Raw genomic sequence first — 19675 nt, forward strand, 5'->3', positions numbered from 1 at the left:
ATACGCGCAGGGCAACCGGGCCGGATCGTGATCACGGTGACTGCCAAGATCAAAGTGCCCTCGTGGGAGCGGGCCCATGCACGGCCGCACTCGCCTCCCGGTACCTGCCGATGCACGAAGCCGTCCGGTCCGCGACGGCTCACCACGGCGCGAAAACCCCAGGTCCACGCGCTCCCCCGAGCACGTTCACCCGAACAGCGGGCGAGAACCACAACGCGCCCCTGTAGGGGCGCGGGGAACTGCGCGATCAACCCCCACCGGCCCGCGGTGTACCCACGCCGCCAGCGGAGCGCTAACGCAGATGCCAGGTCAGTTTGTCGCCCCCGACCCACCGCACCACGGCAGGGTCATCGGCGTCATGCACCGGAATGCCGTACGCCGCGGCGGCCATCAGGACGTCCGTGAAGCTCCTGGCCTCGCCGATGACCGCGCCGTCGATCTCCACGATGCGGAAGGGCGGATCGCCGGGCTGAACGCCCAGGACCGTGATCCGCGGGTACGAGATGTGGGGGCTTGCGATTTCAGTCATGATCCCACCGGTTCCACACGCGTGCCGCCGATAAGCCTGCCCGGGCGGCGCTGTCGGTCGTCGTGGCACTCGGCGGCGCCGACGTGGCCGGCGTCCGTACGAGGTCGCAGTTCATGGTGGCACAAGGAGCCCCGGTCGGCTGCCGTGCGGGCGGCGGCGGGCTGCGCCAGGCTGGAGACATGGACCCGGCCGAGGCCCTGGACCGGATCGCGTTCCTGCTGGAGCGGTCCCTGGCCCCCACCTATCGCGTACAGGCGTTCCGCACGGCGGAGGGCGTGGTCACGGGGCTGCCCGCCGACGAGGTGGCCCGGCGGTCCGCCGAGGGGTCGCTGGAGTCGCTGAAGGGCATCGGGCCCAAGACCGCGCAGGTGGTGCGCGAGGCACTGGCCGGACGGACGCCGGGCTACCTGGAGAAGCTGGAACGGGAACAGGAGGCCGCGGGCCCTCTCGTCCAGGGCGGTGAGGAGCTGCGGGCGCTGCTGCGCGGCGACTGTCATCTGCACTCGGACTGGTCCGACGGCGGCAGCCCCATCGAGGAGATGGGCCGTACGGCGGCGCGGCTCGGGCACGAATGGGCGGTGCTCACCGACCACTCCCCGCGGCTCACGGTGGCGCGCGGTCTGTCCCCCGAGCGGCTGCGGGAACAGCTCGCCCTCGTCGCGGAACTCAACGAGCGCTGGGCTCCCTTCCGGCTGCTCACCGGTATCGAGTGCGACATCCTCGACGACGGCTCCCTGGACCAGGAGCCGGAGCTGCTGGAGCAGCTCGATCTCGTGGTCGTGTCCGTGCACTCCAAACTGCGGATGAACGCGGCCGCGATGACGCGCCGGATGGTCGCAGCCGTACGCGATCCGCACTCCGACGTGCTGGGGCACTGCACGGGGCGGCTGGTCACCGGGCGCGGGCGGCCCGAGTCGGAGTTCGACGCGGACGAGGTCTTCGCCGCCTGTGCCGAGACGGGCACGGCGGTCGAGATCAACAGTCGCCCGGAGCGGCTCGACCCGCCGCGCCGCCTGCTCCGCAGGGCGGTCGAGGCGGGTGTGCTGTTCTCCGTGGACACCGACGCCCACGCACCCGGACAGCTCGACTGGCAGGTGTACGGATGCGCGCGGGCCGAGGAGTGCGGGGTGCCTCCGGAGCGCGTGGTCAATACCTGGGCCGCGGAGGAGCTGCTGGCGTGGACAGGACGCCGTGAGACCCCGTCGGGCGTGCCCGGTCGCTGACCGCCGCCCGCCCACGGCGGCTCATCGGCCGCGGCCGCTCCGCCTCCTCGTCACGCGCGCCTCCACGGTCGTGATGCACGTCACGGGAAACGCCGTGTGGACCTGGGAACACTCACCGGTAGTTTCCCGTTAAATCAGCTGTGGGTGCGGATGGGACAGTGTCCCCGGGCCTCACCTTCCGCCCACAGGGAAGATCGTTCGGCTGAAGCCCTGTGGAGCACTCCGCCGAGAGGCGACCGCCATCCGTGGCCACCCACAGACGGCCCCGACCGTGATTCCCCCGTCCGGTCGGGGCCTTTCCCTTTCTCCGCGAGCGCCTCTTCCGCCACGCCGCGCTGCGCTTGACTTCGAGCACGCTCCAATTCGTAGCGTCGGCCGTATGACCACTGCACAGCACAAGATCGGTTCGGGATTCGACCTCCGGAGCAGCGCGGACGACGTGCTGGACGGCATCGATCTCACGGGGAAGCTGGCGATCGTCACCGGCGGCTACTCGGGGCTCGGCCTGGAGACGACGCGAGCGCTCACCAAGGCGGGCGCCCGAGTCGTCGTCCCGGCACGGCGCAGGTCGGTCGCCGAGGAGGCGGTCGCCGGTGTCGACGGTGTCGAGGTGGACGAACTCGACCTCGGCGACCTGGACAGCGTCCGCGCCTTCGCCGAGAGGTTCCTCGCCTCGGACCGCACCATCGACATCCTCATCGACAACGCCGGGATCATGGCGTGCCCGGAAACCCGCGTCGGCCCCGGCTGGGAGGCCCAGTTCGCGACCAACCACCTGGGCCACTTCGCCCTCGTGAACCGGCTCTGGCCGGCGCTCGCCCCGGGCGGTGCCCGCGTGGTCTCCGTCTCCTCGGCCGGCCACCACTACTCCGACATCCGCTGGGACGACCCGCACTGGCGGCAGGGCTACGACAAGTGGCAGGCGTACGGGCAGGCGAAGACCGCCAACGTCCTGTTCGCCGTACAGCTCGACGCCCTCGGCAAGGACTCCGGCGTACGGGCCTTCTCGCTGCACCCGGGCGGCATCCTCACCCCGCTCCAGCGGCACCTCCCCAAGGAGGAGATGGTCGAGCGCGGCTGGATCGACGAGAACGGCACCCCGCTGAACCCGGCGGGCTTCAAGACCCCCGAGCAGGGCGCGGCCACCCAGGTGTGGGCGGCGACCTCGCCCCAGCTGTCCGGCATGGGCGGTGTCTACTGCGAGGACTGCGACATCTCCGATCCCGCTCCGGCCGACGGCGAACGCGTCGGCGTACGCGACTACGCCGTCGACCCGGTGTCCGCGGCCCGCCTGTGGGCCCTCTCCGCGGAACTCACCGGCGTGAACGCCTTCGCCCGAGTGTCTCGACACGACGGCGCGGGCCGGTGACGTCCGATTCGCTGCAGCCCTCTTGGCGGGCGCGGAGCGGTGACACCACGCCGCTCCGCCGCGCGACCGGCCACGGTCGACCCACGGACATCAACGGCCCCGGCCGAGGTGTCGGCTCAGGCCGGGGACTCCTCCGGCCCGGGGTGTTCGGGGTGCACGGTGCTGCTGGAGTCCTCGTCGCCCCGCCGTCGCGTGCCCGCCTCGTCGGTGTCGGGGATGTCGGTGTGCGGCTCCGGCACGTCCTCGTCGGAGCCCTCGCGCCGGGTGGGGTCGGCGGGCGTGATGTCCCAGCGGTCCCCGCCCTCCTGGGCCTGCTGGTCCGGCAGGTCCCGGGGGACGGGACCTGCGTCCTCCTCCGGCTTCTTCGTCCGGTCGTCGCTCACGGCGCGCTCCCCTCCTCGTCGGTGTGACTCCTGGCCGGGCGGAACTCCTCGTCCGACGGAATGCGTCGTCGGACGGAACTCCTTGTCGGCCCTGGTGCGGGTACCTGCCGACGCGACCGGTGAAACCCCCGGAAGGCGTCAATGCGGAGCGCGTTCCTCCATGGCCGCACGCCAGGCCGGGAGCTGGGTGTCGCCCGGTTCGGGGCCCGGGCGCCGTCCGCCGTGTGCGAAGAAGTCGGCGAGCGGGAGGATCGCCGCGCCGACCGTGACCGCGTCGGGGCCGAGGGCGCCGAGTTCGATGGTGACCCGCTCGGCAGGATGCCGCAGCGCGTACGAGACGGCGTGTTCGCGGACGGCGGGCAGGAAGCGGGTGCCCAGCTGGAGCCCGGCCCAGCCGCCGATGAGGATGCGCTCGGGCTGGAAGAGGTTGATCAGGTCGGACAGGCCCGCGCCCAGGTACTCGGCCGTCTCCTCCAGCACGGCGAGCGCCGTCGGGTCGGCCGCCGAGCCGTCGGCCGGATAGGCGGCGGCGAGCATCGCGGTGAGGGCGGTCTCCTCGTCGACCCGCTTCGGCGGCTGTCCGCCCGCCTCCTCCCAGCGCTCCAGGAGGGCTTCGGCGCCCGCGTAGGCCTCCAGGCAGCCGAGCGCGCCGCACCGGCAGCGGCGCCCCCTGACCCGTACGGTCAGATGGCCCCACTCCACGGCCCGGCCGCGCTCCACGTCGTCCGTGACGAGGCTGGCGCCGACGCCGGAGCCGAAGAGGACCACGACCGCGTTGTCCGCGCCGCGTCCGGCGCCGAACCACATCTCGGCCTGGCCGAGCGTCTTGGCGCCGTTGTCGGTGAAGTACGGGACGGAGTCCGGGAGCCCGCAGGCGGTGCGGAGCAGCGACTCCAGCGGGACGGCCGGCCAGCCGATGGTCTGGCCGTGCACCACGGCGCCCTCGGCCGGAGTGCGCTCCACTATGCCGGGCACTCCGATGCCCACGCCCAGCAGCCGCTCGGGGGCGATCTCCGCTGCGGCGAGGACCTCCGTGATGCCGTCACGGATGTGACCGACGATGACGTCGACGTCGTACCCCTGATGCTCCAAGGGCCGTTCCGTGCGGGCCAGTTCGGTGAGGGTCAGGTCGAAGAGCTCTACGCGTACACGGGTCTCGCCGACGTCCACGCCGATCATGTGGCCGCTGCCGGGGGCGACCCGCAGCAGGGTGCGTGGGCGGCCGCCGTCGGAGTCGACACTGCCGGCCTCCTCCACCAGACCGTCGGCGACGAGCTCGGCGACGACGTTGCTGATGGAACCGGAACTCAGTCCGGTGGCCGGGCCGAGCTCGAAACGGCTCATCGGCCCTTCGAAGTAGAGCCGCCGCAGCACGGCTGTGCGATTGCCCCGCCGCAGGTCACGCACCGTGCGCCCGTTCCGCCCCGCCATGTGGATCCTTCCCGTCGTCCCCCGACCTGCAAGATACCGCTGCGCCATCCCTTGACGCGAGTTTCTTCCGGGTCTTAACTCACGTTCTAAATTAAGCCGTGAGGGCGTTCGGGAAGTGAACGCGGCGCCCTTGCGCATCGCCCTCCGGGAAGGGACGCCAGACGTCATGCGCAGAACCCGAGCCGCGGCCGCGAGCGCGGTCACCGTCTCACTGCTGGCCGCCGTGACCGCCTGCGGCGGTGGCTCGTCGACGGAAGGCGGGTCCAACGACTCGCCGAAGACGCTCACCTACTGGGCCTCCAACCAGGGTCCGAGCATCGAGGCCGACAAGAAGATCCTCACGCCCGAGCTGAAGAAGTTCGAGAAGGACACCGGCATCAAGGTCAAGCTGGAGGTCGTCCCCTGGTCCGACCTCCTCAACCGCATTCTCGCCGCGACCACTTCGGGCCAGGGCCCGGACGTCCTCAACATCGGCAACACCTGGTCGGCCTCGCTCCAGGCGACGGGTGCCCTGCTGCCCTGGGACGCCAAGAACTTCGACAAGATCGGCGGCAAGGACCGGTTCGTCGGGTCGGCGCTCGGCTCGGCGGGGGCGAGCGGCTCGGATCCGGCGGCGGTGCCGCTGTACTCGATGGCGTACGCGCTCTACTACAACAAGAAGATGTTCGCGGACGCAGGGATATCCGGGCCGCCCGCCACCTGGGACGAGCTGGTCGCCGACGGGAAGAAGATCTCCAAGGACGGCAAGTGGGCGCTGGGCGCCGAGGGTTCGAACCCGTCGGAGAACATCCACCACGTCTTCGTCCTCGGCAAGCAGCACGGCGCCGACTTCTTCGACGCCGACGGGAAGCCCGACTTCACCTCCGACGGGGCCGTCGCGGCGGTCAAGCAGTACGTCGATCTGATGGGCAGGGACAAGGTCGTCGCGCCCGGCAACGCCGAGTACGCGCAGAACCAGTCCCTGCAGGACTTCGCCAAGGACAAGACGGCGATGGTGATGTGGCAGACCGCCGCGACCACGCTCAAGGCGCACGGCATGAGCGACGACGAGTGGGGCGTCGCGCCGGTGCCCGTCCAGTCCGGCAGCCCGGGGGCGGACACCGCCGTCAACTCGATGGTGGCGGGCATCAACCTGGCCGTCTTCAAGAACACCGACAACATCGACGGCGCCCTGAAGTTCGTGAAGTTCATGACGAGCGACGCCGAGCAGAAGACGCTCAACAAGACGTACGGATCCATCCCGCCGGTCACGGCGGCCCAGGAGGACCCCGCGTTCAACACGCCCGCGCTGAAGGTGATCAGGGACACGCTCGCCAAGAGCGCGGCCCCACTGCCCCAGGTGCCCAACGAGTCGCAGTTCGAGACGGCGGTCGGCACGGCCGTGAAGGAGCTGTTCGCGGACGCGGCGGCCGGACGGCCGGTGACGACCGCCTCGGTCAAGGAGAAGCTCTCCGAGGCTCAGCAGCAGATGCCGAAGAAGTGAGCGTTCGATGACCGTGACCGCTCAACCCGCGGTCGGGGAAGAGGCGTTGCCCGGTGCGACGGGGCCCACCCCGCGCCGCCGCACCGGGCGAGTACGCCGTATCGCCCTGCCGTATCTGCTCCTGCTGCCCGCCCTGCTGCTGGAACTCCTCGTCCATCTGGTGCCGATGGTCATCGGCATCGTGATGAGCTTCAAGGAGCTCACGCAGTTCTACATCCGCGACTGGGGCGCCGCGCCCTGGGCGGGGTTCGACAACTACAGCCTGTCCGTGGACTTCGACGCGCCCGTCGGCGAGGCGCTGCTCCACTCCTTCTTCGTGACCTGTGCCTTCACCGTGCTGTCCGTCGGCCTGTGCTGGCTGCTCGGCACCACGGCCGCGGTCTACATGCAGGAGACGTTCCGCGGCCGCGGCTTCCTGCGCGCGGTCTTCCTCGTCCCGTACGCGCTTCCCGTGTACGCGGCCGTCATCACCTGGGCGTTCATGTTCCAGCGCGACAACGGCCTGGTAAACCATGTGCTGCACGACCAGCTGGGCCTCACCGACAGCCCGTCCTTCTGGCTGATCGGCGACAACAGCTTCGTGGCGCTGCTCGTCGTGTCGGTGTGGAAGGGCTGGCCGTTCGCCTTCCTCATCGTGATGGCGGGCCTGCAGAACATCCCCAAGGAGCTGTACGAGGCGGCGGCGATCGACGGTGCCGGGATGCTCCAGCAGATCCGCCGCATCACGCTGCCCTCGCTGCGCCCGGTCAACCAGGTGCTGGTCCTGGTGCTCTTCCTGTGGACGTTCAACGACTTCAACACGCCGTACGTGCTGTTCGGCAAGGCGGCGCCGGAGGCGGCGGACCTGATCTCGATCCACATCTACCAGTCGTCGTTCGTGACGTGGAACTTCGGGACGGGGTCGGCGATGTCGGTGCTGCTGTTGCTGTTCCTGCTGGTCGTGACGGGCGTCTATCTCGTCGTGACCTCGCGCGGACGGAGGGCCGCCGATGTCTAGCCAGTCCCTCTCCAAGCAGTCGCCGTCCAGGAAGTCGCCGTCCAGGCGGTCGCTGCCGGCGCCGCGGTCTCCGATGGCCGCGCCACGCTCCTTCCTCTGGTCGCGCCGGATCTTCCTCACCCTGCTGACCGGCTTCGTCCTGCTTCCGGTGTACGTGATGCTGTCCAGCTCGCTGAAACCGCTGCAGGACGTGTCGGGGGAGTTCCGCTGGGTGCCCAGCGGGCTGACGATCCGCCCCTACATCGACATCTGGTCGACCGTTCCGCTGGCGAAGTACTTCGTCAACTCGCTGATCGTGGCGGGCGCGGCGACGGTCCTCTCGGTGGTGATCGCGATCTTCGCCGCGTACGGGGTGAGCCGCTATCGCTTCCGCGGGAAGCGCCTGTTCACCGTGACCGTGCTGTCCACCCAGATGTTCCCCGGGATCCTGTTCCTGCTCCCGCTGTTCCTGATCTACGTGAACATCGGCAACGCCACCGGCATCGCGCTCTTCGGCTCGCGGCTCGGTCTGATCCTCACGTATCTGACGTTCTCGCTTCCGTTCTCGATCTGGATGCTGATCGGGTACTTCGAGTCGGTGCCGCGGGATCTGGACGAGGCGGCGATGGTGGACGGCTGCGGGCCGCTCGGCGCCCTCTTCCGGGTCGTCGTGCCCGCCGCGGTCCCCGGGATCGTCGCGGTCGCCGTGTACGCGTTCATGACCGCGTGGGGCGAGGTGCTGTTCGCGTCGGTGATGACCAACGACACCACCCGCACACTCGCCGTCGGCCTCCAGGGCTATGCCACGCAGAACGACGTGTACTGGAACCAGGTCATGGCCGCCTCGCTCGTCGTGAGCGTCCCCGTGGTCGCCGGGTTCCTGCTGCTGCAGCGCTATCTGGTCGCCGGGCTCACCGCCGGGGCCGTGAAGTGACCGACTCCTCCCTGCGCCCCAACTCCCCCTCCTCCGAAAGGACTTCTGTGACCATCGACCTCGCCGCACTCCCCCAGGACTTCGTATGGGGGACGGCCACGTCGGCGTACCAGATCGAGGGTGCCGTCGCCGAGGACGGCCGCTCGCCCTCCATCTGGGACACCTTCTCGCACACGCCGGGAAAGGTGGACGGCGACGACCACGGGGACGTCGCCTGCGACCACTACCACCGGTGGCGCGAGGACATCGCCCTGATGAAGGAGCTGGGCACCAACGCGTACCGGCTGTCGGTGGCCTGGCCGCGGGTCGTGCCGGGCGGCGACGGTCCGGTGAACGCCAAGGGGCTCGACTTCTACGACGCGCTGGTCGACGGCCTGCTGGAGGCCGGGATCACTCCGTCGGTGACGCTCTACCACTGGGACCTGCCGCAGGTGCTCCAGGACCGGGGCGGCTGGCCCGAGCGCGACACGGCGTACCACCTGGCGGCGTACGCGACGGCCGTCGCCGAGCGCCTCGGTGACCGGGTCCGGCACTGGACGACGCTCAACGAGCCCCTGTGCTCGGCGTGGATCGGCCATCTGGAGGGGCGGATGGCTCCCGGCCTCACGGACCTCACGGCGGCCGTCCGCGCCTCGTACCACCTTCTCCTCGGCCACGGCCTCGCCACCCAGGCGATCCGGGCCGCGGCCCCGGGCGCCGAGGTCGGCATCGTCAACAACCTCTCCAGCATCGAGGCCGCCACCGACCGCCCCGAGGACATCGCGGCGGCCCGGCGCATGGACGGCCACACCAATCGCTGGTGGCTCGACCCGGTGCACGGCCGCGGCTTCCCTGCGGACATGCGCGAGGTGTACGGAGTCGAACTCCCCGAGCGGGCGGGCGACTTGGCGACCATCGCCCAGCCACTGGACTGGCTGGGCCTCAACTACTACTTCCCGTCGGCCGTCATCGACGACCCCGACGGCCCGGCCCCCTTCGCCCAGTCGGTCCGCCGGCCGGGCGTCCCGCGCACGGGCATGGACTGGGAGGTCGACGCGTCCGGCATCGAGGGCCTGCTGCTGCGCCTCACCGACGACTACGGCGCCCGGCGGCTGTACGTCACCGAGAACGGCTCCGCCTACCCGGACGTCGTCCGCGCCGACGGCACGGTCGACGACCCCGAGCGCACCCTGTACCTGGAACAGCATCTGGCTGCCTGCGTGTCGGCCGTCCGCAAGGGGGCTCCGCTGGCGGGCTACTTCGCCTGGTCGCTGCTGGACAACTTCGAGTGGGCGTACGGCTACGACAAGCGTTTCGGGCTCGTGCACGTCGACTACCGGACGCAGCGGCGCTCGGTGAAGGGCAGCGGGCGACGGTATGCGGAGATCGTCCGGGAGCACCGTGCAAGGGAGCGGAAGGCGGCCTGAGTCCCACTGGCCGAGTGCGTCCGAGGCTCACCGACAGAGTCGGTCCGAGCCTCGCCGACCGAGTCCGAGGCTCACTGGCCGAGTTCGTCCAGGGCCGCGGTGAGTTCCGGGGCGACGCGTTCCCTGGCCCAGGCGACCTGCTCGTCCCCCGCGCCGCGCGGGACGGTCTCGATGAGCATGATCAGGTAGAGATAGCTGCGGTAGAGGGCGAGGCGCTGACGGGCCGAGTGGGTGAACTCGGCTCGTCCGCCCGTCTCTTGGTAGCCCGTCAGGAAGTCGTGGTCCTTCCTGATGTCACCGAGGAGCGCCAGGGAGACGAAGTCCGCGAGCGGGTCTCCCCAGAACATGCGCTCGCCGTCGATCAGTCCGCCGATCCTGGGCTCGCCGCCGCCTGCCGGGCGGTCGACCAGGATGTTCCCCTGCCACAGGTCGAAGTGCACCAGGCGCGGGACCGTGACCTCGTCCAGGGCGTCGTACGCCGACTTGGCCGCGCGGGCCACCTCGTCCACCGGACGCGGCAGCCAGGCCTCGTACCGGCGGGCGTCCTCCAGGACTGCGTCGTAGATGCCGGTGAAGGCCGTACGCCAGTCGGCGGACAAGGGGCCGAGAGCACCTGACGGGTAGCCGAAGCCGGGGCCCGTCACCTGGTGGAGACGGGCCACGTGTCGCCCCAACTCCCGGCGCAGCACCGCCTGTTCGGCATCCGGGTAGGTGTCCCACGAATCGCCGGGGCAGGCCGTCATCAGGAGATGGGAGCCTGCGGACTCGTCGAGGCACACGTGCACGACTCGCGGCGCGGGTACGTCGACCGTGGCGGCGGCGCGGTAGAACTCCGCTTCCGAGACGAGGAGTTCACGCTCGTGACTCATGCCGGGGACGGTCGACGGGGGCGGGATCTTCAGCACGTACCGGCTGCCGTCGGTGAGGCGGAATTCTTCGACGGTGTTGTACGTCCCGCCGCTCATCGGACGGCAGCCTACGAGGCTGCCGGGCGGAAGCCCGGCCGCCTCCAGGATCCGTCCGGCCCGCTCCTCCGACATTCCGCCCCACCCCGTTCCCGTCGTTGCGCCGCCCGGCCGGCGATCCGCCGCCGCGGCGACTCACCCGGCCGCGTAGACGTCCTCCACATAGCGGCCCGCCGCGATCAGCTCGTCGAGCCACCGCTCGCAGGCCTCCTCGTCGGCGTCCCGCGTACGGTCCCGGTACAGCGTACGGAAGGCGTCGCGCACCCCGGGGGCCATCCGTGAACCGTCGCCACAGACATAGACACGGGCACCGGAGTTCATCAGGTCCCACACCTCGTCCGCCTCGGCGGCGATCCGGTGCTGGACGAAGCTCACGCCGTCGACGGGAGCCGCGCTGAAGGCAGGGCGCAGGGAGACGGCTCCGGCGGTCTCGGCGGTGCGGAGTTCCTCGGCATGCAGGAAGTCGGCGTCCGGGTCGTCGCAGCCGAAGTAGCAAAGGGCAGGAGCCAGTTGGGTGTTCTCCGCGGCGCGGTCCGCGATGGCTCCGCGGAAGGGGGCGAGGCCCGTTCCCGCGGCCACCATGACGACCGGCGCCGAGTGGTCGACACGGAAGGCTTCCCGGCACGGCTGGACGCGGGCGAGCACGGTGTCGCCCGGCTTGACCGCGCTCAGATGGCCGGAGCCGGTCCCCGTGTAGATGCCGTGCCCCGAGCGGGCCGGCGCCTCCAGCAGCGAGACCATCAGGTCGGCGTGGGAGGGGTCGGTGGCGGGTGAGGACGAGATCGAGTAGGTGCGGGGGCGCAGCGGCGTGAGGATCTCTTCGAGCAACCGCGGCCAGTCCAGTGCTCCGCGCAGTGCGGGGTACGCCTCGACGAGCTCGATCAGCGTCCGCGGATCGGAGTCCTGGACGTTGGCGAGGGCGGCCCGTTCGGGCGGACACGGGTTGGCGGCTGCGAGTACGGCCAGCCGGTCGGCGGTGGGGCGCTCCTGCAACTCCACGTGATGAGAGAGCAGTTGACGGACCGTCAACGGCCTGTCCACTGCGATTCCGTCGCGGCGCGGACGGCTCGCCCGGATGTCGAGCACGGCGTCGGGATCCACGCCGAGCGCGGCCGCTGCCCGCTCGACGAGTTCCGGAGCGTTGACGGGCAGCACGGTGAGGTGGTCGCCGGTGCGGTAGGTGGTGCCGTCGGGCAGCGCGAGCCGCACGAAGCGCTTCGTCCGCGGGTGCCCGGGGGCGGTGAGGTCGTGGGCCTCTGTGACCGCCATCGGGACCAGGTCGTGCCGGGCGGCGACCGCGTCGAGGGGGCCGCCGGTCAGCGTACGGACCTCGTAGGCCGCCCCCGTGTCGTCGGATGCGGTGTCGTCCGTGGCGTCCGGGTCGCCGTACTTCTCCAGCAGGGCCGTGCGCAGCTTGGCGGTGAAGCCGCGGACGGTTCCGCCGAGGTCGCCCGAGGCGTCGGCGGCCGCGCGGTCCAGGAGCCGGGTACCGCCCAGTTCGGCCAGCCGGTCGTCGACGCGGGTCGGGAAGTGCTGATAGGTGGCGGCCCAGTTGCGGTCCCCGACGCCCAGGACGGCGTACGTCAGGTCCGGCGCGGCCGGGGCCTCGTCGAGCCAGGCGGCGAAGGCGGTGGCATCGTCGGTGGGCCGGCCGTTGTAGGACGCCGCGGTGATGACGACGGGGCGGTCGGTGGGCAGCCCGCCGGCGTACGCGTCCAGCGCCGCCACCTCGGTCTCGCAGCCCAACGCTGCTGCCTCGTCGGCCAGTTGGGCGGCGAACTCGCGGCAGGTCCCGTAGTTGCTGCCGTGCAGGAAGAGCGCTCGGGTGCCGGGGCGCACCCGGGCGGGCAGCGTCTTCTCTTCGGCCACGGTGTCCTGTTTCCGCGCGGCGCCCGGCAGTTGGGCGTGCTCCCGGTCGGCCGTCGTACGCGGGGTGAGCGTGAGCGTGAAGCCGTCGGGCTTCAGCGTCAGCGTCTCCTTGACCGTGAGCCGGTAGTCGGCGTGGTCGTTCAGCCGATAGCGGTGGACGAGCATCGCAAGCAGCATGGTCGCCTCATGGAGCGCGAACTGCCGTCCGATACAAGCGCGTTCACCGGTGCCGAACGGCTTGAACGCATGCGGGGAGCGCGCGGCCTCCGCCTCCGGTGTGAAGCGCGAGGGGTCGAACAGCTCGGGGTTGTCGCCCCACACCGGCTGCCGGTGCAGCATCGGCGCGAGCACCATGACGCCCTGCCCGGCACTCAGTGGGATCCGCCCGCCGAGCAGTGTGTCCTCACGCGCGTGCCGCCCGAACACGGCGGCCGTGGGCCACAGCCGCAGCGCCTCGTTGAGCACCTGCCGGGTGTACGAGAGCTGCCCGACCTCGTCGAACGTCGGCTCGGGGTCGGCCGTGTCGCCCCACAGCGCGTCCACCTCGCGCTGTACGAGCTGGAGCACGGCGGGGTGCTTGGCGAGGTAGTGGAGCGCGAACGACATGGCGCCGGAGGTGGTCTCGTGGCCCGCGATCAGGAAGGTGATCACCTGGTTGCGGATGTTGGCGGTGTCGAGCGTGGTGCCGTCGACGGGGTGCTCGGCCGAGAGCATGAGCCCGAGCAGGTCCTCGGCGGTGCTCTCTCCTTCGGAGACCCGGGCCTCGATCACCTCGTCGACCACCTGCGCCAGGTAGCCGGAGTCGCCCTGGAAGGCCGCGTCGGCCGCGGATTGGTCCTGGCCGGGGAGGCGGCTCAGCCTGGTCATGCTCCACTCCAGGCACCTGACCATGGCCTCGACGAACGGATGCGGCTCGTCCCGCTCGAAGGATCCGAAGTCGTAGCCGAACCCGGCAAGACCGATGGTGTCGAGCGTCATCCGCGTCATGTCGTCGGGGACGTTCACCGGAGCTCCGGCACGGGCTCCGCGGTCCCACGACTCGATCAGCCTGCGCGCCACCTTCAGCATCACCGGGTGATACGTCCGCATCGACCCGAGTGCGAAGGCCGGCATCAGGATGTCGTGCGCCTTGGCCCAGTTCGGCTCGTCGTTGTACGCCGTGAAGAGCCCGTCCGCGGCGAACTCCCGCACGTTCTCCAGAGCGGGCCCGACATGCTTGGCGAACCGCGTCTCGTCGGCGAGTTCGGTCACCAGCTCGAGGTCGCTCACGAACAGGGTGTCCCGCCCGTGCAGCCGCCGCACGAGCACCGGTCCGTGGACCCGGCTCAATTCCATGACCTGCTGCAGTGGGGTGCGGCCGGGTCCAACGGCGGAAATATCGACGACAGGGACACCATCAAGGGTTCCGACAACTTGCGGAAGCGGCACGGTGGGGGGCATGACGCGACAACTGCCTTTCGTGGTACGGAAGTCACTGCCGTCCCAGCTTCAACCAGCCCCCGGAACGTCCCACACCACGGGACTACACAATCGTGTAGCACTTTCCACCCGGTACCCCTTGCAACACCGCTCGCCCCTTCCCGCCCCTTTGGGGGCGCGGGGAACTGCGCGACCAACCCAATCCGACCCGCACCCGAATCACAACGCCCAGCCGTCTCCCCCGCCGAATAAGCGGAGCGCATAGGCTCCGTCACATGGAACAGAGCGAGATCATCCTGCGAGCCATCGGCGTCCTGACCGAGACCCAGGAGATGGTGCGCAGGCTCAACGAGGACGTCGAGGTCGACATAGACGCCGGAGAGGCACAGCTCGGCAGGCTGGTGACCGAGGTGTTCCCGGCGGTGGAGGTCCCCGGCGACGCGACCCCGGCAGAGGCGGGTCAGGCCGTCATCGACGCCCTGATGCCCGCGGCGATCTCCCTGGTCGGCGCCTTCGCCTTCCTGTTCTCGGAACTCGCCGAGGTCCACGACACGGGCCGGACCGACGTCAAGAGCACCGAACTCCTGCGCACCCTCGCGCTGCGCCTGTCCAACTCGGACTCGCACACGGACGACGACAGCGACGACGACGCCTGACCATGTCCGACGTGCCTCCCGAGTCAGCGGTGGTCTGGCGCAACCGTTCCATGACCCTCTTCGACCGCATCCCCATGCCCATCGCGGTGTGCGACGTCTACGGGGCGATCATCCTGGCCAACCCGGCGATGGCGGCGGAATGGGGTGCGACTCCGGGCGGCCTCCGGGGCCGGGACGTACTGGATCTCTTCCGGCCCCAGGAGGCGACGCAGGTGGAGCGCATCGCCGAGGCACTGCGCCTGCGTCACCGCTCGCGCTACCAGATCTCGGTCCGCTGGCGGACTCCCGGCGGCACCGAGCGGTACGGCGAGCTGACGGCGGACCCGGTCAGCGACACCGTCGACGCGACCACCACCCTGCTCGTCCTGCTACGGGTGCTCGGCGAACACGAACCGAGCACGCCGACACCGCCTCCCGCCGATCCGCCGGCCACTCCGGCCGAGGCCCGCATCCTGGCCCTGCTCGCAGGCGGCGCGACCACCGCGCACGCCGCCCGCGAGACAGGCCTCACCGTGGACGGCGTCAACTACCATCTGCGCCGCCTGACCCGCCGCTGGAACGCGGCCAACCGTACGGAACTGGTCGCTCGCGCCTACGCCCTGGGCGTGCTCACCCCCGGCACCTGGCCGCCGTCGGCCGCTCCCCTCGACTAGCGGGCCGCCCGGCCCACCGACTCGCCGGTCGGGGCAGGTCGCCCGACGGGCGCCCCGAACCTGGCCAGGCAGTGCCACACCTTCTTCAGGTCCTGCGGGTCGTGACGCCCCGTTCGGGCGGCGTCGCCGATGACCCGAGGGTCGAGGTACCCGTCCTCGGCGATCCGGGCCCCCAGTTCGACGTACCGCGGACCGCGGAAGTCCGGGTGGCGGCTCAACTCCTCGACGGAGAGCCGGTACCCGGAGTGCCACTCGACCGGGCAGGGCAGCCGCCGGGCCTCGGCCTCGACGGCGGTGCCGCGGTAGCAGGGGTCCAGGACAAGCGCCTCCATGTCCCGGCCCAGGGCGACCCGCCCGTGCACCTGCGCCTCGATGTAGTCGTCGAGGGCGTCCCGGTCGTCCGCCTCGGCCAGGCCGATGAGGGACATCCCGTCGGCAACCCCGAACGCCGTCGGATCGACGGAGCTGTCCGGGTAGCAGAACGTGGCGCGCCGCAGCGCGTCCGCAACCAGCCGGAAGTGCGCGGACCCGAACCTCGGTGCGGCGCCGACCGCCTGATGGCGGAAGTTCAACGCGCCGTACACCGGCCGCTCCTGCGCGTCCGCCGCGTCGTACGCCCCGCCGAACATCCGGCTCTCCCAGCGCCGGCGGTCGCCGCCGGGATGTGCCGTCAGCCCTCCGTTGCTGGTGCCCGTGACGAACTGCGAGTGGTACGTGCCGTCCTCGGCCAGCGCCTCCAGGATCGGACGCCCGCACACCACGCGGTCCGGGTGCAGATTCAGGGTCACACGCAGTGCCGGGTCGACGGCCGGCCCGGACGACAGCGCCGCGACATGACGCAGGGCCCGCGCCCGCGGTGAGTGGGTGTCCCCGAAATTCACTGGATCTCCCTCGACATGGCTACCTACCCTAGGCCAGAACCTAGTCCCACTAGGTTTGGCATCGCCGGTCACGATTCACCAAGGAGAACTCGTCACGATGAGACCACTCACCGAGCAGGACATCCGCAACTCATTTGTCAACTGCTCCAAAGGCGAGGCCAAACGGCTGTCGATACCGCGCGATCTGGCGGAACGACCGTGGGACGACCTGGACTTCCTGGGCTGGCGAGATCCCGGAGCGCCCGACCGCAGCTGTCTGGTGACCGAGCGGGCCGGCCGGCTCACCGGTGTGACCCTGCGCTTCCCCTCCCGGCAACGGGGTGTCCTGCACCGCAGCATGTGCTCGGTCTGTCTGACGACCCACCCGGGCAACGGCGTCTCCCTGATGACGGCACGCAAGGCGGGCGCGGCCGGCCGCGAGGGCAACTCGGTCGGCATCTACATGTGCGCCGACCTCGCCTGTTCCCTCTACGTACGCGGCAAGAAGCAGCTCGATTCCGGGTCCCGCATCGAGGAGAGCCTCACCCTGGAGCAGCAGATCGCCCGCGCGACGGGCCATCTGTCGGCCTTCCTGGACAGGCTGTACGCCTGACGGGTCGCGGCGCCTAGCCGTCCCGCAGCCGCGAGGCCTCCACCCGGTGAAGGTGGATGAGGATGTCGTGGCTCGGGGCGAGTGCGATGTCGCGGTCCGCCTCCGGGTAGTCCGTTCCTATGCTGCGTGTCGGCCTGGCCGTCGACAGCCAGGTACGAGCTGCGGCCGGGGTGGTGCGCAGGTCGAGTACGTAGTCGCGGTGGCGCACCCGGTCCAGCGTGGCTTCGTTGCTCCCCGGGGCCGCCGGACCCACCGTGAAGCGCTGGAGCCTGCCGTCCGGTCCTGTCGCGTTGAACGAGCCCCGGTCGAACGTGAATCCGACACTGGCGTACGCACTGCCGAGTTCGTCACGCAGGAACGCGCCCTGCATCTTCGGGTAGCGCTCCGGCTCGTGCGTCACATAGCCGACGTGGGCGTTGTGTGCCGACAGCAGGACCTTGGTGCCGGTGTGTCGCTGCCACCAGGCCACGTTGTCGGCCATGATCCGGTCGCGGTAGAGCATGCAGGCGGCGACCTGTTCGGGGTCCTCGGCGTCGAAGTCGTACCCGCGCGCCGTCTGGTCGACGGCCGTCGCGTGCTGGACCGCCCAGTCGTACGCCGGGCCGGTCCCACCGGCCCCCTTGATCAGCTCAAGAGCCTCACTGGTCCTGACCGCCATCTCCCTGCGCTCGGCGAGCGGGCGGTTCAGGTACCGCTCGATGTACTCGCCGGCCTGGACGGTCGGGCGCAGGCCGCGGTAGAGCCCGTTGACACGGTCCAGCAGGTCGGGGTGGTTGCGGGCCACATAGTCGGTGACCATGTCGTACAGCTCGGGGCCGTTGTAGGCGAAGTCGTCGCCCATGAACCGCACCGGATCCTCGGGGTGTTGGCGGTTGTACGCGCGCATCCACTCGACGAGTTCCAGGTATTCGGAGTTGTTCCACAGCCGGTAGTCGCGCTGGAACTCGTCCCGCATGATGCGCCGGGGGTCGCCCTTGCCGTACAGGACGTAGTCGTTCAGGCGCAGCCCCGTGCTCCAGCTGGCCTCCAGGGCGAAGGTGCGAAAGCCCTTCTCCTCGACGAGGTGGCGGAAGACGCGGTGCTTCATGGCGAAGAAGTCGTGCGAGCTGTGGGTGGCCTCGCCCAGGCCCACGACACGTGCGTCGCCGATCATGCGGGCGAGGGGGTGGAGATCGCGGGTGTCGCCGCGCGGTTCGACGGTACGCAGCGGATGGACGCCGCGCTGGAGGGCCTCGACGACCTCCCTGTCCGTGGTGGGCCCGGCCGACGCCGGTGTCGTGCCGGACGCCACGATGCCGAGGGAGACGAGCAGGGCTAAGACGAATCCTGACCTATGCCATTTCATGATCCAATGCTCGCGCGCGGGCACGGCCCGGACCATCCGGCACACCCCCGATCTCTCCTGTGGTCAACCACGTGCGCACACCTGTGGTTTTCCTCAGGGCAGTCGCCGGATGCGTCGCGGGCGGGACACGATCGGCCGTGGTCAACGCGTTCCCGGCCGTGTCAGACTGGCCGCTCGGCCTGTGCCTCCTTGCCGTCGTCTCGGGTGAGCTGCGCCGTCTGGACGAGTTCGGTGCGGCTGTGGAACGGGAAGTGCCCAAGGATGCGAGATGTACGTGAGGCGTGGGCCGCGGGCAGGGCCCGGGTCGCGAAGTGGCGCCAGGAGCCAGTGATCGTCCAGACGGTCCGTTCCGCGGCGGCCGCGACGATCGCTTACGTGGTGGCGCTGCGGTTCAGTCCCGAGGCCGCTCCGCTCACCGCTCCCCTGACCGCGCTCCTCGTCGTCCAGGTCACGCTCTACGCCACCCTCACCACCGGCATACGACGGGTCAACGCCGTGGTGGCGGGCGTCCTCATCGCCATCGGCTTCAGCGCGCTCGTGGGGCTGACCTGGTGGAGTCTGGGGCTGCTCATCCTCGCCTCACTGGCCGTCGGTCACCTGGTGCGGGTCAGCGAGTTCGTGCCCGAGGTGGCGATCAGCGCCATGCTGGTCCTCGGCGTCACCCGGGTCGGCGACACGGCCTGGGCGCGGATCCTGGAGACGCTGATCGGCGCTCTGGTGGGGTTCGGCTGCAATCTGCTGTTCGCTCCCCCGGTGTGGGTCGGCGCGGCCGGCGAGTCCATCGAGGATCTGGCGCGCCGGATGCGGCAGTTGCTGCTGCGCGTCGGTGAGGAGGCCGCCGGCCGCACTCCGGTGGCGGTCGCCGCGGCGCGGCTCCACGAGGCACGGGAACTCGACCACGACATCGTCGAGGTGGACGCGGCCCTCAAACAGGCCGAGGACAGCCTGCGGCTCAATCCGCGTGTCCGGGAGGGACTCCTGCACCGGGTCGTGCTGCGCACCGGCCTCGACACGCTGGAGATCTGCACGGTGGTGCTGCGGGTCCTCGCGCGAACCCTCACCGACCTCGCCAAGGAACGGGCGCCCGAGCCGTTGTTCGAGGCGGAGATCGGCGCGACCCTGGAGCAGTTGCTGGCGGAGGTCGGTGACGCCGTGGTCAGCTTCGCCGTCCTGGTCACCTCGGACGTCAGTCACAGCGCCGAGTCGGCGGAGTCCCGGCTCGCCTCCGAACTCGTCGCCGCGACCGCCACCCGCGACAAGCTGGCCCAGCTCCTTCTGGAGGAGGTCCAGCGGGACGCCCGGCAGTGGCAGTTGCATGGGGCCGTCCTCACCGAGGTCACGCGGATGCTCGACGAACTCGACATGGAGCACCGGTCGCGCCGGCTCCTGGAGGAGCTGGACCGCTGCACGCAGGAACAGCGCGAGCGCATGCCCCGCCTGGACCGCCTCCGCCGACGGCTGCGCTCGGCACGACGGAACCGTACCGCCCCCTCACGTCGTACTACGTGACGTGCCGATCGCCGCACAACGTCCCAATGGACACAGACGGCGACCACAGAAC

17 protein-coding genes are annotated in these 19675 nt (G+C 70.5%); 10 read left to right on the forward strand and 7 right to left on the reverse strand.

The window, feature by feature from the left end:
* Positions 1-292 precede the first annotated feature (292 nt).
* Positions 293-529, reverse strand: a complete 237-nt coding sequence (locus tag OG718_RS10860; protein WP_055617312.1) for a hypothetical protein — start codon at positions 527-529, stop codon at positions 293-295.
* A 179-nt stretch (positions 530-708) separates the two neighbouring features.
* Between OG718_RS10860 and OG718_RS10865 the strand changes: the two genes are divergently transcribed.
* Positions 709-1752, forward strand: a complete 1044-nt coding sequence (locus OG718_RS10865) for a PHP domain-containing protein (protein ID WP_328847730.1) — start codon at positions 709-711, stop codon at positions 1750-1752.
* 379 nt (positions 1753-2131) lie between these two features.
* Entirely contained in the window at positions 2132-3121 is a 990-nt protein-coding gene (locus OG718_RS10870) for an SDR family NAD(P)-dependent oxidoreductase (RefSeq protein WP_143634860.1), read from the forward strand.
* A gap of 116 nt (positions 3122-3237) precedes the next feature.
* Here OG718_RS10870 and OG718_RS10875 read toward each other — a convergent pair whose 3' ends face one another.
* Positions 3238-3504 (reverse strand): hypothetical protein, encoded by a 267-nt coding sequence (locus tag OG718_RS10875; protein ID WP_328844024.1) that lies wholly within the window; start codon positions 3502-3504, stop codon positions 3238-3240.
* A 138-nt stretch (positions 3505-3642) separates the two neighbouring features.
* Positions 3643-4935 (reverse strand): ROK family transcriptional regulator, encoded by a 1293-nt coding sequence (locus OG718_RS10880; RefSeq protein WP_143634856.1) that lies wholly within the window; start codon positions 4933-4935, stop codon positions 3643-3645.
* A 166-nt stretch (positions 4936-5101) separates the two neighbouring features.
* Between OG718_RS10880 and OG718_RS10885 the strand changes: the two genes are divergently transcribed.
* From OG718_RS10885 to OG718_RS10900, 4 genes are all read left to right on the forward strand, one after another.
* Positions 5102-6418 carry an ABC transporter substrate-binding protein gene (locus OG718_RS10885; RefSeq protein WP_143634854.1) on the forward strand — a complete coding sequence of 439 codons (1317 nt, stop codon included), beginning with the start codon at positions 5102-5104 and terminating at the stop codon, positions 6416-6418.
* Positions 6419-6425: 7 nt separating this feature from the next.
* Positions 6426-7415: a carbohydrate ABC transporter permease gene (locus OG718_RS10890; RefSeq protein WP_328844025.1), complete on the forward strand. Its 990-nt coding sequence runs from the start codon at positions 6426-6428 to the stop codon at positions 7413-7415.
* Positions 7416-7488: 73 nt separating this feature from the next.
* A complete protein-coding gene (locus OG718_RS10895) occupies positions 7489-8328 on the forward strand; it encodes a carbohydrate ABC transporter permease (protein ID WP_143635137.1) in 840 nt (279 codons plus the stop codon).
* Between the two features lie 47 nt (positions 8329-8375).
* Positions 8376-9734 (forward strand): GH1 family beta-glucosidase, encoded by a 1359-nt coding sequence (locus tag OG718_RS10900; protein ID WP_328844026.1) that lies wholly within the window; start codon positions 8376-8378, stop codon positions 9732-9734.
* Positions 9735-9805: 71 nt separating this feature from the next.
* Here OG718_RS10900 and OG718_RS10905 read toward each other — a convergent pair whose 3' ends face one another.
* Positions 9806-10774: a phosphotransferase family protein gene (locus OG718_RS10905; RefSeq protein ID WP_328844027.1), complete on the reverse strand. Its 969-nt coding sequence runs from the start codon at positions 10772-10774 to the stop codon at positions 9806-9808.
* A gap of 60 nt (positions 10775-10834) precedes the next feature.
* The gene (locus OG718_RS10910; RefSeq protein WP_328844028.1) at positions 10835-14008 is read right to left on the reverse strand and encodes a bifunctional cytochrome P450/NADPH--P450 reductase; all 3174 of its coding nucleotides are present in this window, start codon (positions 14006-14008) and stop codon (positions 10835-10837) included.
* Positions 14009-14262: 254 nt separating this feature from the next.
* Between OG718_RS10910 and OG718_RS10915 the strand changes: the two genes are divergently transcribed.
* Positions 14263-14643, forward strand: coding sequence for a hypothetical protein (locus OG718_RS10915; protein ID WP_143634844.1), 381 nt, complete (start codon positions 14263-14265; stop codon positions 14641-14643).
* A gap of 2 nt (positions 14644-14645) precedes the next feature.
* Positions 14646-15296, forward strand: a complete 651-nt coding sequence (locus OG718_RS10920) for a PAS domain-containing protein (RefSeq protein WP_328844029.1) — start codon at positions 14646-14648, stop codon at positions 15294-15296.
* Here OG718_RS10920 and OG718_RS10925 read toward each other — a convergent pair.
* Complete coding sequence (locus OG718_RS10925) at positions 15293-16177, reverse strand: DUF3626 domain-containing protein (RefSeq protein ID WP_328844030.1); 885 nt, start codon at positions 16175-16177, stop codon at positions 15293-15295. The two genes, OG718_RS10920 and OG718_RS10925, sit on opposite strands and share 4 nt — an antisense overlap.
* Positions 16178-16274: 97 nt before the next feature.
* Here OG718_RS10925 and OG718_RS10930 point away from each other — a divergent pair, with 97 nt between their 5' ends.
* On the forward strand, positions 16275-16769 hold the full coding sequence (locus OG718_RS10930) for an FBP domain-containing protein (protein WP_328844031.1): 495 nt from the start codon (positions 16275-16277) through the stop codon (positions 16767-16769).
* Positions 16770-16782: 13 nt separating this feature from the next.
* Here OG718_RS10930 and OG718_RS10935 read toward each other — a convergent pair whose 3' ends face one another.
* Entirely contained in the window at positions 16783-18114 is a 1332-nt protein-coding gene (locus tag OG718_RS10935) for an erythromycin esterase family protein (protein ID WP_328844032.1), read from the reverse strand.
* A gap of 261 nt (positions 18115-18375) precedes the next feature.
* Between OG718_RS10935 and OG718_RS10940 the strand changes: the two genes are divergently transcribed.
* Positions 18376-19623: an FUSC family protein gene (locus OG718_RS10940; protein ID WP_143634834.1), complete on the forward strand. Its 1248-nt coding sequence runs from the start codon at positions 18376-18378 to the stop codon at positions 19621-19623.
* Positions 19624-19675 lie beyond the last annotated feature (52 nt).

Origin of the sequence: Streptomyces sp. NBC_00258 (assembly GCF_036182465.1) — a bacterium.
Classification (GTDB): Bacteria; Actinomycetota; Actinomycetes; order Streptomycetales; family Streptomycetaceae; genus Streptomyces.

What these genes read in the sequence shown, in the direction of transcription:
- OG718_RS10860 (WP_055617312.1), bottom strand. Translation starts at nt 529, where the DNA reads ATGACTGAAATCGCAAGCCCCCACATCTCGTACCCGCGGATCACGGTC.
- OG718_RS10865 (WP_328847730.1), top strand. Translation starts at nt 709, where the DNA reads ATGGACCCGGCCGAGGCCCTGGACCGGATCGCGTTCCTGCTGGAGCGG.
- OG718_RS10870 (WP_143634860.1), top strand. Translation starts at nt 2,132, where the DNA reads ATGACCACTGCACAGCACAAGATCGGTTCGGGATTCGACCTCCGGAGC.
- OG718_RS10880 (WP_143634856.1), bottom strand. Translation starts at nt 4,935, where the DNA reads ATGGCGGGGCGGAACGGGCGCACGGTGCGTGACCTGCGGCGGGGCAAT.
- OG718_RS10885 (WP_143634854.1), top strand. Translation starts at nt 5,102, where the DNA reads ATGCGCAGAACCCGAGCCGCGGCCGCGAGCGCGGTCACCGTCTCACTG.
- OG718_RS10890 (WP_328844025.1), top strand. Translation starts at nt 6,426, where the DNA reads ATGACCGTGACCGCTCAACCCGCGGTCGGGGAAGAGGCGTTGCCCGGT.
- OG718_RS10895 (WP_143635137.1), top strand. Translation starts at nt 7,489, where the DNA reads ATGGCCGCGCCACGCTCCTTCCTCTGGTCGCGCCGGATCTTCCTCACC.
- OG718_RS10905 (WP_328844027.1), bottom strand. Translation starts at nt 10,774, where the DNA reads ATGTCGGAGGAGCGGGCCGGACGGATCCTGGAGGCGGCCGGGCTTCCG.
- OG718_RS10910 (WP_328844028.1), bottom strand. Translation starts at nt 14,008, where the DNA reads ATGCCCCCCACCGTGCCGCTTCCGCAAGTTGTCGGAACCCTTGATGGT.
- OG718_RS10915 (WP_143634844.1), top strand. Translation starts at nt 14,263, where the DNA reads ATGGAACAGAGCGAGATCATCCTGCGAGCCATCGGCGTCCTGACCGAG.
- OG718_RS10920 (WP_328844029.1), top strand. Translation starts at nt 14,646, where the DNA reads ATGTCCGACGTGCCTCCCGAGTCAGCGGTGGTCTGGCGCAACCGTTCC.
- OG718_RS10930 (WP_328844031.1), top strand. Translation starts at nt 16,275, where the DNA reads ATGAGACCACTCACCGAGCAGGACATCCGCAACTCATTTGTCAACTGC.
- OG718_RS10935 (WP_328844032.1), bottom strand. Translation starts at nt 18,114, where the DNA reads ATGAAATGGCATAGGTCAGGATTCGTCTTAGCCCTGCTCGTCTCCCTC.
- OG718_RS10940 (WP_143634834.1), top strand. Translation starts at nt 18,376, where the DNA reads ATGCGAGATGTACGTGAGGCGTGGGCCGCGGGCAGGGCCCGGGTCGCG.